This is a genomic window from Candidatus Nitrospira neomarina (assembly GCF_032051675.1).
GTDB classification, from domain to species: Bacteria; Nitrospirota; Nitrospiria; order Nitrospirales; family UBA8639; genus Nitrospira_E; species Nitrospira_E neomarina.
Map to the genome: position 1 here is coordinate 1444652 of NZ_CP116968.1, position 14444 is coordinate 1459095.

The following is a 14444-nucleotide window of genomic DNA, read 5'->3' on the forward strand; positions in this document are numbered from 1 at the left end:
CATGGTGGGAAAGTTTTTGGATGCCGGGGTTTCGACCCCGGACGACGAGGTCCTTTTCTTTCGGGAAAAGGACCCAAAACCATTGACGCCCCGTCTGGTCTCATTGAAGTGGAGGGACGCGAACTTTTTGAAGAGCGGCCCAACTCGCAAGGCTCAAACAAGGTCCGCCAGATGCGTAGAGCGTCCCTCCTTAGGACCAGCCGGCAGGCGTCGGATAAAGTAGGAGAGGAACCTTTTATTGATGACCACGAAAGAGGGAGGAGTGCAGACCTGACTAAAAATTGGAAAGATTTGTTATGGGAAGAAGAGAGGCTCTATCCGCTTTTCTTTTCAAGCCCACTCACCACATGACCTCAAGCACTTCATGGTTTTGGTGGGGCTCCGCAAGGGCGGCCAACCCTTGTCCGTCGGTGCTTTGGCCGTCGCGCACACACCACGCGAGCCCCTTGCCCTCTAACTTGATGACGAACACCCCGCCCAGGAAATAATTCACGAGCCAGGCGAACGTGGGAGTCCCGCCGGTTGTCGACGCCGACCAATAGTTGGCCGACTGCACGTTTTGAAACGGATGCCCATCCGGCAAACAGAGTCCCCCGCCTACGCACAGGATCGAATTGATATCCATGAGACTCGATAGTTGTTCACGCATTGGCAGTGCCCAGCCTTTTCGTCCTCCCACCTCGCGGGTGGTGCAATGGCTGATGGCCCCGGCCCAGTTAAAGAAGGTCACGGCCGGGGAGGTTTCCCACACGACGCCCGTTTCCCGGTCACAATAGGCAACGCCATACAGGACAGGGACAAACCGGTCTGCACCGGAGAATGTCTGTCCCCCCATCTTTGAAACACCACACGGACCGATCGCGCCGGTGTCGGAGGTCGTAGACATGATGTCGTTCACCATCTCAAGGTGCGCGTGCATGTCAGTAATCGGTTGGTTGGGGGTGTTCTCTGGTTGTGGCTGTTTGGCCCAGGTCACCCCTGATAGCGCCAGACACATCGCCAGCATCGCCCCCACCCCTACACCCGCAATGATTGCTCGTCGAGCAGACATTCCGTACCTCCATGAATTCCGTATACCGGCAACCCTGCTCATGCGTCCCACTGGTAGCGAACGGGAACGCCATATAGGCTTCTATAATATACTGGAGGAGCCGTACGAATACTATCTGGTACAACCGGCACGCAATAACAATAACACTGAAATGTGGCGAGCAGCCAGACCGAGGAGAGAACCGGACAGTCTGAAACTTTTTGCTTTGGAATAAAGGGTCACAAGAAGGGAGTGTCGTACTCTGATGGGTAGAGAGGTTGGATGAGTGTGTGAGATGAGGAGTGACTTTCTTTGTTGACGTTGGTTGATATCGATCAATGGAGAGAATTTTTGTGATCCGGATTTTTCGCAAGTATCCATGACGGGTTTCGGCCCGGGAGCCGAGCGCTTGCGTGGAGCCTCTTTTCCTTTTTGAGGTCTTCCGGGGTTTCGGCCCCGGACGACGAGGTCCTTTTGTTTCGGCAAAAGGACCCAAAACCATTGACGCCCCGTCTGGCTTTATTGAAGAGGAGGGACGCGAACTCTTTGGAGAGCGGCCCAACTCGCCGGGCTCAAACAAGGGCCGCCAGATGCAAAGAGCGCCCCTCCTTAGGACCAGCCGGCAGGCGTCAGATCAAAAGGCTAACTGGTGTTTGTTGCGATGTCCCGATTGGCCGACCTGCAGCTGGTGCATGGCATGTCTGGTGAACATTGTCGGAAGATGGGAATGTTTAATAGATGCCGGGGTTCGGCCCGGCAGCCAAGGTTTTGCCTGATGCCTCTTTTTCTTTTCCGAGCCTCCGGGGTTTCGGCCCCGGACGACGAGGTCCTTTTGTTTCGGCAAAAGGACCCAAAACCATTGACGCCCCGTCTGGCTTTATTGAAGAGGAGGGACGCGAACTCTTTGGAGAGCGGCCCAACTCGCGGGGCTCAGACAAGGGCCGCTAAATGCAAAGAGCGTCCCTCCTTGGGCCAGCCGGCAGGCGTCGGACAAAGTAGGAGAGGAACCTTTATGCGATTCCCATGCAAGTGGGAGAAGTGCAGGAAGGACAGTGAGAGGAAGAACGATGCGGGGTTTCGGCCTGGCAGCCGAGGTCATGTTCTTTCGTTCTTTGGAGAAAAGAACCAAACACAACGGTTTCGCTCTTCGAGACGACCCAGGCCCACTTTTGGAGGTGGACCTGGGACCCTTTTTTAGGATTTGACCGAGGCCTCATCCGAGGTGGCAATATCCTCGGCACCCTCATTTTTGAAGATTGTTCTGGCGCGGTCCGTCGTATCGGTATTTTCTGAATGTACCGAGATCAGGATTTTGCCTTCTTTAATCTTTCCTTCATAAAGCTTGGCTTCATACTCCGGGATGCCCATGCCGACCAGTCCGCCGGTCAGGCCTCCCACCGTAGCTCCAACTGCCGCACCGCCCAGCGCGGCCATAATCGGGCCGGCAGCCACAAACGGACCAATGCCGGGAAGTGCCAAGGCCCCGATACCCACCAGCCAGCCAAGGGCTCCACCCAACACCCCACCCGCTCCGGCTCCGGTGACGGCTCCCTCCGGAGCCTTCGAGTGCTTTTCATGCGCTAAATCTTTGGCCCCATGGGTGTCCGGAAAGAGCACCGAGATATCGTTACTGGAGAAACCCGCAACCTTGAGATTGTCGACGATTTGCTCGGCCTGCAAAAAAGTTGTCGCAATACAAAAAACGGCTTTAGCCATCTGGCACTCCTTTTCCGGGGGATAACGAGGGTAGTTATTCTTTTACAACTTCTAGCAGGTTGATGACATTGTTCAGACCGACAACTAACGTGGCCATGTTCAAAATCCGCCTTCGCTCATCATGCGTCTCCACCGGTCCCCGTAACGTGGCTTTTCCATTCAGGGTCACGATCTTAATATTATGGGCGTTCAGGGATAGGGTCTTATCGGCCATCAGTGACTGTCGAATACGACGGGTCATTTCCACATCCTCCTCACTCCCCTTGGACTGGTCGAAGGGAGTCAGTGTGGTGCCCTCACTGTCCCGCAGGTTTTGTTGAGAATTTTCAACTTCGGCGGACGCGACTTCGAAAGCGGCCGGGAGTCTTTGACCAGAAACGGAGGAGGTTTCCAAAATCCCTGCCAGAGACAGACAGCCCAGCACTATCAGACAACCTGTTAGGTGCTTCAAAATCATTCCGTCATGAGGTGCAGAGAGTGGACATTAAAAGTTGGTCAACCGGGTCCGATCCCGTTGATGGACAAATTGCTCATTTTCCTCATTTGCCCTCTCACCATGGGCCTAGATTACCCGACCTCTTCCAAAATGTCACCATGTTGGCGGCAGGAAAATAGCCGGTTATAGAAGCACGAAAGATGATCCATGGGGGAAGAAAGCACCGACATTGAATGCTCTTTCCGGATGGGAAGTTCAGGAGTCAATATGCCCTTGGAAATTAGTATTATTCAGCCATCCCTATCTCGTTGCGGTCCCCTATATCTGTGTCTCTATCCACTGTGACCTGTAGAGCGGAATGGCTTTCTATCGCGGTTGGCCATTCATCGCGACGTCCTTGTAGGAGTCGATGAGTCCGGCTTTTTTGGGTCGGCTCACCGTGGTCATCACGCATATTGAAGATTTTCCATTCCTCGATTGCTATACTTCCAGCCATGCGACACCAGGTCATCCCGTCGATCCTCCGCCCTGTGCCTTTGGTTAGCCCTATCCTGATGTTTCTTCCGTTCTTCATTGCGCTCTGTCTCATCGTGCCGCCAGTATCTGCTCAATCAATGCAGACGGAGGCGGATCAGGGGGTATGGCAGACGGCCAAGCCTGCACCAACGATGCGGACTGAGGTGGCCGCCGCGACCTTGAACGGCAAAATTTACGTCGTAGGCGGGTTTGAGCAACCCGCCTTCGGCAATATCATGAATCTCGGGATTACGCCATCCCTCCAGGAATATAATCCCACCACCGACCGATGGACGTCCAGAGCGCCAATGCCGGTGGGCCTGCACCATGTGGGTATCGGAGTGGCAGACGGCAAACTGTTTGTCATTGGTGGCTACAGGCAATCGGGACTCAGCATCTGGCATCCCGTTGCCACCGTCTATGTCTACAATCCAGCCAACGACACCTGGGCCGAGCGCGCACCGATGCCGACCCCTCGCGGGGCCTTGTCGGTGGCACAGCACGACGGGAAGCTCTATGCCATCGGCGGCTACGACCGGGAGGCCAATAGCGCGGCAGTCGAAGCCTTCGATCCGGAGCGCAATGCCTGGACGGTGCGAGCGCCGCTGCCGACCCCTCGCGATCATCTTGCGACCGCAACCGTGTCGGGGAACATTTACGCCATCGGCGGACGCCTGAACGGCGACTATGAACAGAATCTCGCTGTCACGGAAGTCTACGATCCTCTCACCGACCGCTGGTCGCGAGTGGCAGATCTTCCGACTGCCCGCAGTGGTATCACCGCGTCCAGTGTGAGTAATCGGATGTATGTGTTCGGCGGCGAAAATGAAGAAGGAACATTCCGTGAAAACGAGGCGTATGATCCGGCGCGTGACGCCTGGCAGACCATGGCACCCATGCCGACGGGACGCCACGGCCTCGGGTCAGCGGTAGTGAATGACCGCATTTACGTCATTAGTGGCGGGCCGACGCCGGGAGGCTCTTTTAGTGATGTGAACGAGGTGTTTACTCCGCCGCAATCCGTCACCTCTCCGCTCCCCAAGCCATGAGGTGGATCCCAAACAGCTGTGGGCTGGCCGTCATGAAATTCGAGATGACATTTTTTCCCAGCGCATCATATAATTTGCCGATAAAACGCGAAGTGCCTCTGTTTAACGGATTGCGAAGAAGGGTTTGAAAGGAGAACGTATGGAGTGGAGAGCCAGTCATATACTCGTGAAGGAAAAGGGATTGGCCGATGACCTGAGGAAACGTCTGAAAACCGGAGCCAAGTTTGCCGATCTGGCGAAGGAGTTTTCAACCTGTCCCAGCGGTTCCAAAAGTGGTGATCTGGGGTGGTTTGGTCCCGGCAAAATGGTGAAAGCCTTTGAAGATGCGGTCAAACGCCTGGGACATGGCAGTCTGAGTCCGGTCGTCAAAACCCAATTCGGGTACCACATCATTAAAAAAACGGGTCAGAAGGAATAGCCTTTCTGACTGAGACCTTTTCTGCGATCCTCAACGATCATTTCGAACAGATGTCTTGAGAATTTCTTTGCCGTACATGTTCGCGGATCATTCCCAGCAAGGAGGCGAAATGAAACAGAGACTTTGTGCGCAAGTGATCATGGCGATTGTCGTTTCCGGCCTGGCACCGGTCCACGCATGGGCCGAGGCCATCGTCATTGGGCCGGTCAGTAAAAGTCCGTTGTCCGGCTCGGCTCCCGGCGGAACAAGCACACTCGATGTCAAAACTCTCGCACCCGATGCTTTTGCGACGACGTCCGCAAATCAGTGGGCACTCGGCGGCCTCGTCTTTTATGAGCGGAGCGACGAGGCGTGCTATATCGGCACACTGCGCACGAGTTTAAATGGACGCCATACCGCAGAAACCACGTCGAACAAATCCACCAGGCCGCCGTGCACGGGTAAAAATGTTCACGACAAACAGACGATTAAATTCAACAAGGCCGATCATGTTATTCAGTCCATCCAGGTCTGCACCACGGACAAGAAAAAGAAAGACGACAAGATTAAGGGGGCGGAGATCTGGGCTGTGCGTGTGGGCCAAAATGGAACCCTCTTCGAAGCCAGCCTCAGTGACAAGTTCAGGCGTCCAAACTGTGAACGCTGGCGCGAGAAGGTGTCCTGCCCGAGCAACCAAATTGCCATTGGCATCGAGGCCACCTGGGGCGATGGCGGTTTTGCCGGCGTGCGGCTTCGTTGTAAAGCCGTCGGGACGATGGAGTGACCAGCGGGGATGCGACGGTCAAGCCTGCGCCTTGCGAATGTCGATAAGGGTTTGACGTGTCTGCGTATCTGGTCGACGATGACATCCCCAATACATGCTTCTTGAATGTATACATACCGGATGAGATCACCCGGCGAATTGTGGAATGATCACCAACGTTCTTCCTATGAAAATGCAGAGAGTCCGTTCCTTCAACGAATGACAGGATCACGTGTCTGATTGGATACAGGGTCGTATCTGATTGGATACGTCATCGACCACTCAACACCTAGACCGTTTTCCATCGGCGTTCCTTTTGTTTCATTCTTTTTCTTTCATTCCGGGGGTTTATCATTCGTTCTCTCAGTAGCGAGAGAGTCATCCGCTGCGCTCGCATGAATCTTGAGTTTCCTTTAGGGGAGTGTTGAATAAAACCAATTTCCAAGGGCATATTGCCCCACAGGCACGTTGCATATTAGATGTCTCAGGGCGGTTCAAAAAAGTCCTTCCAGTCCTGCCCTGAGTCATGCCGAAGGGAAGGCCGCAAATTGCCTGCCGTGTCCAAAAGGGCACTACTTTTGTTTTGCGCGCAGAGCGTACTTCCAGTACGTGAGCACGGAAAAATGGCGAGAATGCGGCCGGCGGCTTTTTTCAACAGCCCCTGTAGGTGATGAATCGCACCGTGTCCGGCAGTTGGATCATGGTCCATCTTGAATTATTCACCCAAATATATTTCTTTCCCCATCAGCAATGAGATGAAGCTGAACAACCATATCCGGCAGGCATCCGGTTCCAGGGAACATTCGCGAGTGACGCATGGCCTCTGACAAAAGCGACGATTTTAAAATTCCTGTGACGGGGTTATTAATTCTGCTCACCGTGCTGGGTGGAATTTTGTTTTACCAACAACCCTTTAAAAGTGATCGGCCCGTTCATGAACAACAAAGCCAGGCGGTGATCGTTGGTGACAAGCGAGTACAAAGCCGTCTGTGGCAGGACCCTTTCGCATCGGTAAAAGCTCATAAACAGGCCGAACCCAACACCAATCAGTCTCAGACTGTGGCTCCGTCACCCCAAGGTGCTCTCAATGGTTCAGAGACCAAGGACCACCATAATTTACGCCTTCAGTTAGGTGAGATCACGAGAGCGATAGGGGCACACACACCTACATTCAAGGCCCTGATTGTCGTCACAGAAGGCACTCCCTTTGCTTCCGGAACGGAATACCGGTTACGACATCGTTATGCGGTGGTGTCCGCTCTTGGAGAGGCGGGGTATATCCCAGAGGAAGGAGAATTTTTCAGATATTTTTCGTGGAACCGCACAAAGCTTCAGGGAAAAGACACCTGCTGGGATGAAAGCTGTCCCGGCATGGATGTGCCTCTCGAATGGTTTAAACCGGACAACCCCGAAAAAGACCACGTGCTGGTCTTCTGGGTCAAGGATCAAGATCTTGAGAAAAATCCATTGGCGTCCCTGGAAGACCTCGTGGCCTTTGTGAACGAGTCGGTATCCGACTCTCCACAGGAACGACGTCGTCACGATTTTGTTGATGTCACAATGTCGTTTACAGTGTTAGGCCCGTTTCATTCCGGAACCTTACGCGCCATGATCAGTGAAATACTGGGAAGACATCGAATGGCGTCATCCTCACATACACCCATCCAGGATTCAACCGCTATTCAGTATCTTTCCTATTCGGCCACCGCCTCTGAGGCGGTCCTGTTTGAAGGCCTTACTATTGATGAGGAACAGTGTTCCAGCGAAGCTGAGTGCTGGAACTATATGAAGTCCCTGGGTTTTGATGTGCATCGCGTCATAGGGACGGACGAAGAACTGGCCAGGGAACTGGCAGAGGAATTACACAAACGAAACGTAGATTTTACCGACGAACCAGATCACATTGCTTTGATCGGGGAATGGGATACGCTTTACGGGCGAAAACTGCCACTGACCTTTCTTGAAGTGACTCATCGTTCTCGGGATCTTGATCTTGTCACCAAGATCAGGAATTTGGGAGACGTGGACTGGCCTGATTGGGCCCATCGCTTTAGTTACCTTCGTGGAATTGACGGTGAGCTTCCTCAGAGTATGAATGCCTCCGGCGGAAAATCCGAGAGTGTCGGAACCCTTTCCCAGAACCTTTTTAAAATCAATAAGGGTCTTGAACGACCGGAAGGCCCGGCCCAATTCGATTATTTGAGACGGTTGGCCTTGCAAATACAAGCTGAGGACCGGAGGATTCGAGAAGAGTGTCTGGACAATGTTGGAGAAGGATCATGGCCAACCTGCCCCGGCTTTAAGGCCATAGGCATTCTGGCTGGAGATGTTTACGACAAACTGCTCCTCCTCCAAGCCTTGCGAAAAGAATTTCCCGGAGTTCTTTTCTTTACCACCGATCTTGATGCCCGCCTCTTACATCCGGGCCAATACCAATGGACTCGAAACCTTCTCATTGCCTCTCATTTCGGCCTTCGTCTTGATGACAAGGTGCAAAAATCAATTCCCCCGTTTCGCGATGCCTATCAAACCTCATTGTTTCTGTCCACGTTGCTGGCCATTGACCCCGACGCCGTGTGTCACTCGGCTTCAGGATTGTTTGCCCATGGGATATGCGACAACTCACCAGACCAACCCTCCCTTCATCGAACGCCAAGAATCTTCGAGGTCGGACTCACGGGTGCATACGACCTGAGTGACGGCACCCGCTCCATCCATGTTTCACGACCGGATTTTGAACATGGAGAGCCGGCGCCCCCCATAGGTTTACGAACATTCATCCTGCTGGGATGTATTTTATTGAGTAGTTGGCTGATTTATGCGGCCATGAGCCGGAAAGCGGTGTTTCTTGCCGGAGCGGCGGCCAAGTCTCCCATGTTCTGGGCTTTCTTGTTGGCCGTCGTTGGTAGCTATTCCTGGCTGTTTGTGTCCATCACCAGCCAACTCGAGGATGGAGAACCCTTTGTCTGGCTGGAAGGTATCAGTGTCTGGCCAACGGAAATACTCAGATTGGCGGCGTTCTTTTTGAGTCTTTGCTTTCTGTGCCGGGGATACAGGACCCTGCAGGCCAAATTTCGTCAACTTGAGGCAGATTTCGATCTTTCTCCAGGAGAATGTTCCTTATGCTTCGAATGGAAAAAGTGGATGGAATTCGGTCCTGATTATTCAAAGGGCAGCACACCCCCCAAACATACGATGCGTGAAACATGGCGCATCTATACGTCATTAATGGGTCTACGGTGCGCAGGGTCCCGTGTTGTCGTCCAGACGGCTGTCTACCTGATTCTTTTTGCCTTCCCGATCTTCATGCTCATCGGATTTCCCACCACCCCCTGCCGGGGTGAGACGTGCTTCAATTTGGATAAGGTGATTCTTATTCTGAGTGTGGTCACCATGTGGCTCCTGGTATTTTTTGTGGTATATGTCACACGGCTTTGTGCCAGGATGGTGAAGTGGGTGTTACAACCCGGCGTGGTATGGCCACCTCGGGATAGGGCACGCGAACCCTGGTTCCATAGTCCAATGAAGGATGCGCTGGACAACATTCAACACGGTCTGTGGTTTTGTGGTCAGCTCACAGAAGTAGTCGGGACCCTAATCTATTATCCCTTTATCATTGTCTTGGTCATGATTGTGTCACGTTTCTCATTTTTTGATGACTGGGATCTCCCGATCAGTCTTCTTATCGTGATAGGAAGCAACATCGGGCTGGCCATTTTTTCAGCCTTTCATTTCCGACAAACGGCTGAACACGCCAGGGGACGTGTTCTCAATGAGCTGACGTCCATGTTGAGCACGAGTTCAGGCTCTACACGAAAAGCTCAAATACAGAAGGTCATCAGCGAGGTGCAGAACTTCAGAAAAGGGGCGTTTTGCCCGTTTGCCGAACAACCCATTTTCAAGGCCTTTGCTATTCCTTCCGGTGGCTATGTCCTCATGCTGTTCATTGAATATCTTGGCAGGTGATTGGACGGGAATTCGTTGAGAAGGGCAATTCAACGGGGAGCACCACGATTAATCTCCCCGTTGAATTGATGGAATGGCGTTAGGCCTCTACATTTTCCTGGGCGGTGAGGACGAACTTGCCGTCAATCAGATCGCCCACAATGCGTTGGCCATCCACCGCTTTGCCCTGGATGATCAGCCGGGAAAGCGGCGTTTCGATTTCCTGTTGAAGCAGGCGTTTCAACGGCCGTGCTCCATAGACCTGGTCGTAGCCCCGCGCGGCCAAATCGGCGACGGCCGCCGGGGAGAGCTCCAGGGACATCCGCCGGTCCGCCAATCTGACCCTGAGCCGTTCCAATTGTATTTCGACGATTTGCGCCAGTTCCTCCCGTTTCAAGGGATGGAAGACGACAATTTCATCAACCCGGTTTAAGAATTCGGGACGGAAATGCTGTTGGATTTCTTTGAGCACTAAGGCGCGAATGGCTTCATAGTCCATATTCCGTTGCTGGGCTTCCAAAATATCCTGACTGCCCAGATTCGAAGTCATGATGAGCACCGTGTTTTTGAAGTCCACCGTTCGGCCTTGTGAGTCGGTTAACCGCCCGTCATCTAAAACTTGAAGGAGGACGTTAAAGACATCATGATGCGCCTTTTCGATTTCATCGAAGAGGATGACCGAGAAGGGTCTGCGCCGCACCGCTTCGGTTAACTGCCCGCCTTCTTCATAGCCCACATACCCTGGAGGGGCGCCGATCAATCGGGCCACCGTATGTTTTTCCATATACTCCGACATATCGATACGCACCATATTGGCTTCGTTATCGAAGAGGGTATGCGCCAGGGCCCGTGCCAACTCGGTTTTGCCGACGCCGGTCGGTCCCAGGAAGAGAAACGACCCGATGGGGCGATTGGGATCTTTGATGCCGGACCGGGCACGCAACACGGCTTCGGCCACCGCTTTGACGGCTTCATCCTGACCGATCACGCGTTTGTGTAACCATTCATCGAGGTGCAGCAGTTTTTCCACTTCGCCTTGGAGTAACCGGCTCACAGGAATGCCCGTCCACCGGCTGACTACTTCGGCAATGTCATCTTCATCAACCTCTTCTTTGAGCAGACGACTGGTGCCTTGCTGATTGGCCAGCCGCTCTTCCTCCTCTTTCATGGATTTTTCCAGTTTAGGCAAAGTGCCATAGCGCAACTCCGCCACGCGATTCAGGTCATACTGCCGCTCGGCCTGTTCGATTTGCTGTTTGACGCCTTCGATCTCCTGCCGGATCGTTTGTAATTTCCCGACCGACGATTTCTCCGCATCCCATTGGGTTTTCAAGTCATTTAACCCTGCCTGTTTGGCTTTCAACTCTTCCTCAATATGGGTTAACCGGGTGCGGCTGGCAGCATCGGTTTCTTTCTTTAAGGCTTCCCGTTCAATTTCCAACTGCAGGACTTTTCGGGAGATCTCATCCATTTCGGCGGGCATGCTGTCGATTTCGGTTCGCAATCGCGCGCTGGCTTCGTCGATGAGGTCAATCGCTTTATCTGGCAGGAACCGGTCACCGATGTAGCGATTGGATAGACGTGAGGCTGCCACTAATGCCGAGTCTTTGATGCGCACCCCATGATGGACTTCATACCGCTCCTTTAATCCACGCAGAATGGAGATGGTATCTTCCACCGACGGCTGATCGACCACCACCGGCTGGAACCGCCGCTCCAGGGCCGCATCTTTTTCAATATGTTTCCGGTATTCATCCAGCGTGGTGGCACCGATCAGATGGAGTTCCCCTCTGGCCAACATCGGCTTCAGCAGGTTGGCGGCATCCATGGATCCCTCCGCCGCTCCGGCCCCCACGACCGTATGCAATTCATCGATAAACAAGAGGATCTGTCCCTGGGAGGATTGAATTTCTTTTAAGACGGCTTTTAACCGCTCTTCAAATTCCCCGCGAAATTTGGCACCCGCCACCAGGGCACCCATATCAAGCACGATCAAGCGTTTATTTTTCAGTCCCTCCGGCACATCCCCTTTGATGATCCGTTGTGCCAGGCCTTCGACAATGGCCGTTTTTCCCACACCCGGTTCTCCGATCAGGACCGGATTGTTCTTGGTGCGGCGGGACAGGATCTGTACCACACGACGAATTTCTTCATCCCGGCCGATCACGGGATCCAATTTTCCCTGGCTGGCCAACCGGGTCAAATCCCGACCATATTTTTCTAATGCCTGATACGTGCCCTCGGGATCCTGGCTGGTCACACGCTGATTGCCCCGCACTTCCTGAAGGCCGGCGAGGACCTTATCCCGCTTGAGTCCCATGGAGGTAAACACGCCCCCTTCCGCCACCATGGCCAGGATGACATGCTCGACACTCAAGAATTCGTCCCGGAGTTCCTTCATTTCCGCTTCCGCCTGATTGAGCACCTTTGCCAGTCGCGGAGAGAGATGCACCTGACCCGGAGGCGCCCCACTCCCCTGAACCTGTGGCACCTTCTGTAACGCTTGCTCTGCGGCATTTTTGACGGCGGTCGGAGAGACTCCCGTATGCTCTAAAATCGGGTGAGCCAATCCACCGGATTGCTCCAGCAACGCCAGCAGGAGATGTTCCACATCAATCCCTTGATGGCTTCGTCGCATCGCGATCCCCGAGGCAGCCTGCAAGGCTTCCTGTAATTTGATCGTCATTCGGTTAAGGTCCATTGGCTTCCCCCTCAATCAAAAATGTATACGTCCGGTATTTGTCTCGCACTATAAAGATAATAATCCTCAGGGGGAATTCAACCCCTTAGAACGATTCACATTCGACATTCGTCCCCTTCCCTACACGCGACTGTCAAACGGAAGGCGAAAAAAAGGGATATAGTGAGAAAAAAAGCGTGGAGCAGCTAGGACGATGACGAACACAGGATGCGTTCGTATAACTGATGCACGGTGGTGGTATGCCGGCGATAGTCCTTCAGGAACGTTTCCGTGGCCTGCCCCACGGTTCCCTGTTTGAAGTACCCCATTCTGACGGCACATTTGGCCATCTCGTCCGCCTTATTCGGAAGCAGATGCGTTTGAAATTCATGGACCATTTGAAGTTTGTGCTCAAGATTTCTCAAAAACACATAAGACTCTTTCAGCAGGCGCGCCTCCTGTGCCGTGAGTTTTTCAATGTGCCTCAACTTCACCAATGCTTTGAGTGTTTGCCGGTCACGGATTTTAGGAAATGCCTGTCCCCAACGCAGTTGAAGGGCTTGCACAATAAATTCAATTTCCCGAATCCCTCCGATGCCCAGTTTGACATGCCGGTCGACTTCCCCTCGTCGAATCATCTTGGCCAGTATTTGTGACCGGAGTGAATGAATAGCCGGAAAGACCTGTCCTTCGTCTCCTTCATGCCCATACACAAATGGTGTCAGCCCCTTGATTAAGGCCTGTCCCACACGGAGATTTCCGGCAATGGGCTTGGCTTTGAGAAAGGCCAGACGTTCCCATGTTCGTCCTCGGCCCGCATAATAATGCAGCGCATCTTCAAGGGACGAGGCCAGCGGCCCGACCATTCCTTCCGGACGGAGACGGAGATCGACTCGAAACAAAGCCCCTTCCGCTGTGGGCGTCGTTAAGACCGCCGTGAGTTCCCTCGCCAGAGTTTCACAATACAAGGTCCGCGCAATACTGGTTTGGCCCCTCCCCGCTTTAGTCTTTCCTTCGGGAGCATGGTACACATAAATCAGATCGACATCCGAGCTATAATTGAGCTCCCATCCTCCGAGTTTCCCCATGGCCAGTACGGAGAAACCGTCGTCCTTTTTCCCGGTCGATGTCCCCTCTCCAAAATCGCCAAACCTCTGCGTTAACTCCCGGTTCACCAGCTCATAGACCGCCTGAATCACGGCCGACGCCAGATCCGATAACACCGTATAGGTTTCAACGGGCGTGGCGATACCCAATAAGTCGCGAATCCCGATCCGGAGCATTTCGCGCCGCTTCAGCCGTCGCAAGGCTTCACATTTTGCCTCAAAACTCGTCACCGTACTGAGGGCAGCCTGCACGTTGGCCTCAAGAGCCACCCGCGTCATCCGCCGTCGCAGGACCCCATCATCTTCAATCCAATACACGAGTAACGGATCACGGATAAAGGTTTGCGCCATGGCCGGACTATTTCCGAATGCCGCTCCCAACACTTCAACCACATGCGGGACTATCGCTAAATATTGAAACAGTTGGAGCCGTTGGATACCGGAATCGATATACCGTTCCCATTCATTCATGGCCTGATCCGGGTCGGCCGTTCGCCCTACGCTGCGCAAGACCGCGGGCAGAATGATTGCCAGAGCTTTTCGGGTGACCGGTTCCCCGGCCATGGCCTGCAGATTCTGGTCGGCCCGTTTCCAATCCTGCAGGCCATGGGCCTTCAGAATGCGGGCCACCTCCTGGGAGGGAAGTCCTGAAGCCAGCAGTAAGGGCGTCGGATCGGGAAGAGACGCAGCGGGAGGATCACCCTCAGAAGCTGCGTGTGGTATGAAAGCGCTCATCGTCAAAGGGAAAATTATACGGGAGCGCGGCAGACCTTACAATGCAACAATTTTTCAGTATACTCGGGCAC

10 protein-coding genes are annotated in these 14444 nt (G+C 53.6%); 4 read left to right on the plus strand and 6 right to left on the minus strand.

What is annotated here, in order from left to right; all coding sequences use genetic code 11:
- Nucleotides 1-340: 340 nt before the first annotated feature.
- From PQG83_RS06410 to PQG83_RS06425, 4 genes are all read right to left on the minus strand, one after another.
- Nucleotides 341-1051 carry an Lcl C-terminal domain-containing protein gene (locus PQG83_RS06410; RefSeq protein ID WP_312747951.1) on the minus strand — a complete coding sequence of 237 codons (711 nt, stop codon included), beginning with the start codon at nt 1049-1051 and terminating at the stop codon, nt 341-343.
- Nucleotides 1052-2224: 1173 nt separating this feature from the next.
- Nucleotides 2225-2746 (minus strand): hypothetical protein, encoded by a 522-nt coding sequence (locus PQG83_RS06415; protein WP_312747953.1) that lies wholly within the window; start codon nt 2744-2746, stop codon nt 2225-2227.
- Nucleotides 2747-2780: 34 nt separating this feature from the next.
- On the minus strand, nt 2781-3197 hold the full coding sequence (locus PQG83_RS06420) for a BON domain-containing protein (protein ID WP_312747955.1): 417 nt from the start codon (nt 3195-3197) through the stop codon (nt 2781-2783).
- Nucleotides 3198-3468: 271 nt separating this feature from the next.
- Nucleotides 3469-3693 (minus strand): hypothetical protein, encoded by a 225-nt coding sequence (locus tag PQG83_RS06425; protein WP_312747956.1) that lies wholly within the window; start codon nt 3691-3693, stop codon nt 3469-3471.
- A gap of 19 nt (nt 3694-3712) precedes the next feature.
- Here PQG83_RS06425 and PQG83_RS06430 point away from each other — a divergent pair, with 19 nt between their 5' ends.
- The 4 genes from PQG83_RS06430 (at nt 3713) to PQG83_RS06445 (ending at nt 9873) form a co-directional block, all read left to right on the plus strand.
- Nucleotides 3713-4747 (plus strand): Kelch repeat-containing protein, encoded by a 1035-nt coding sequence (locus PQG83_RS06430; protein ID WP_312747958.1) that lies wholly within the window; start codon nt 3713-3715, stop codon nt 4745-4747.
- Nucleotides 4748-4886: 139 nt separating this feature from the next.
- Nucleotides 4887-5165, plus strand: a complete 279-nt coding sequence (locus PQG83_RS06435; RefSeq protein ID WP_312747960.1) for a peptidylprolyl isomerase — start codon at nt 4887-4889, stop codon at nt 5163-5165.
- Nucleotides 5166-5274: 109 nt separating this feature from the next.
- Nucleotides 5275-5928, plus strand: a complete 654-nt coding sequence (locus tag PQG83_RS06440; RefSeq protein WP_312747961.1) for a hypothetical protein — start codon at nt 5275-5277, stop codon at nt 5926-5928.
- Between the two features lie 795 nt (nt 5929-6723).
- Nucleotides 6724-9873 carry a hypothetical protein gene (locus tag PQG83_RS06445; protein ID WP_312747963.1) on the plus strand — a complete coding sequence of 1050 codons (3150 nt, stop codon included), beginning with the start codon at nt 6724-6726 and terminating at the stop codon, nt 9871-9873.
- Between the two features lie 79 nt (nt 9874-9952).
- Here the strand turns inward: PQG83_RS06445 and clpB are convergent, their stop codons facing one another.
- Both clpB and PQG83_RS06455 read right to left on the minus strand, forming a co-directional pair.
- Nucleotides 9953-12553: an ATP-dependent chaperone ClpB gene (gene clpB, locus PQG83_RS06450; RefSeq protein ID WP_312747965.1), complete on the minus strand. Its 2601-nt coding sequence runs from the start codon at nt 12551-12553 to the stop codon at nt 9953-9955.
- Nucleotides 12554-12738: 185 nt separating this feature from the next.
- On the minus strand, nt 12739-14373 hold the full coding sequence (locus PQG83_RS06455; protein WP_312747967.1) for a [protein-PII] uridylyltransferase family protein: 1635 nt from the start codon (nt 14371-14373) through the stop codon (nt 12739-12741).
- Nucleotides 14374-14444 lie beyond the last annotated feature (71 nt).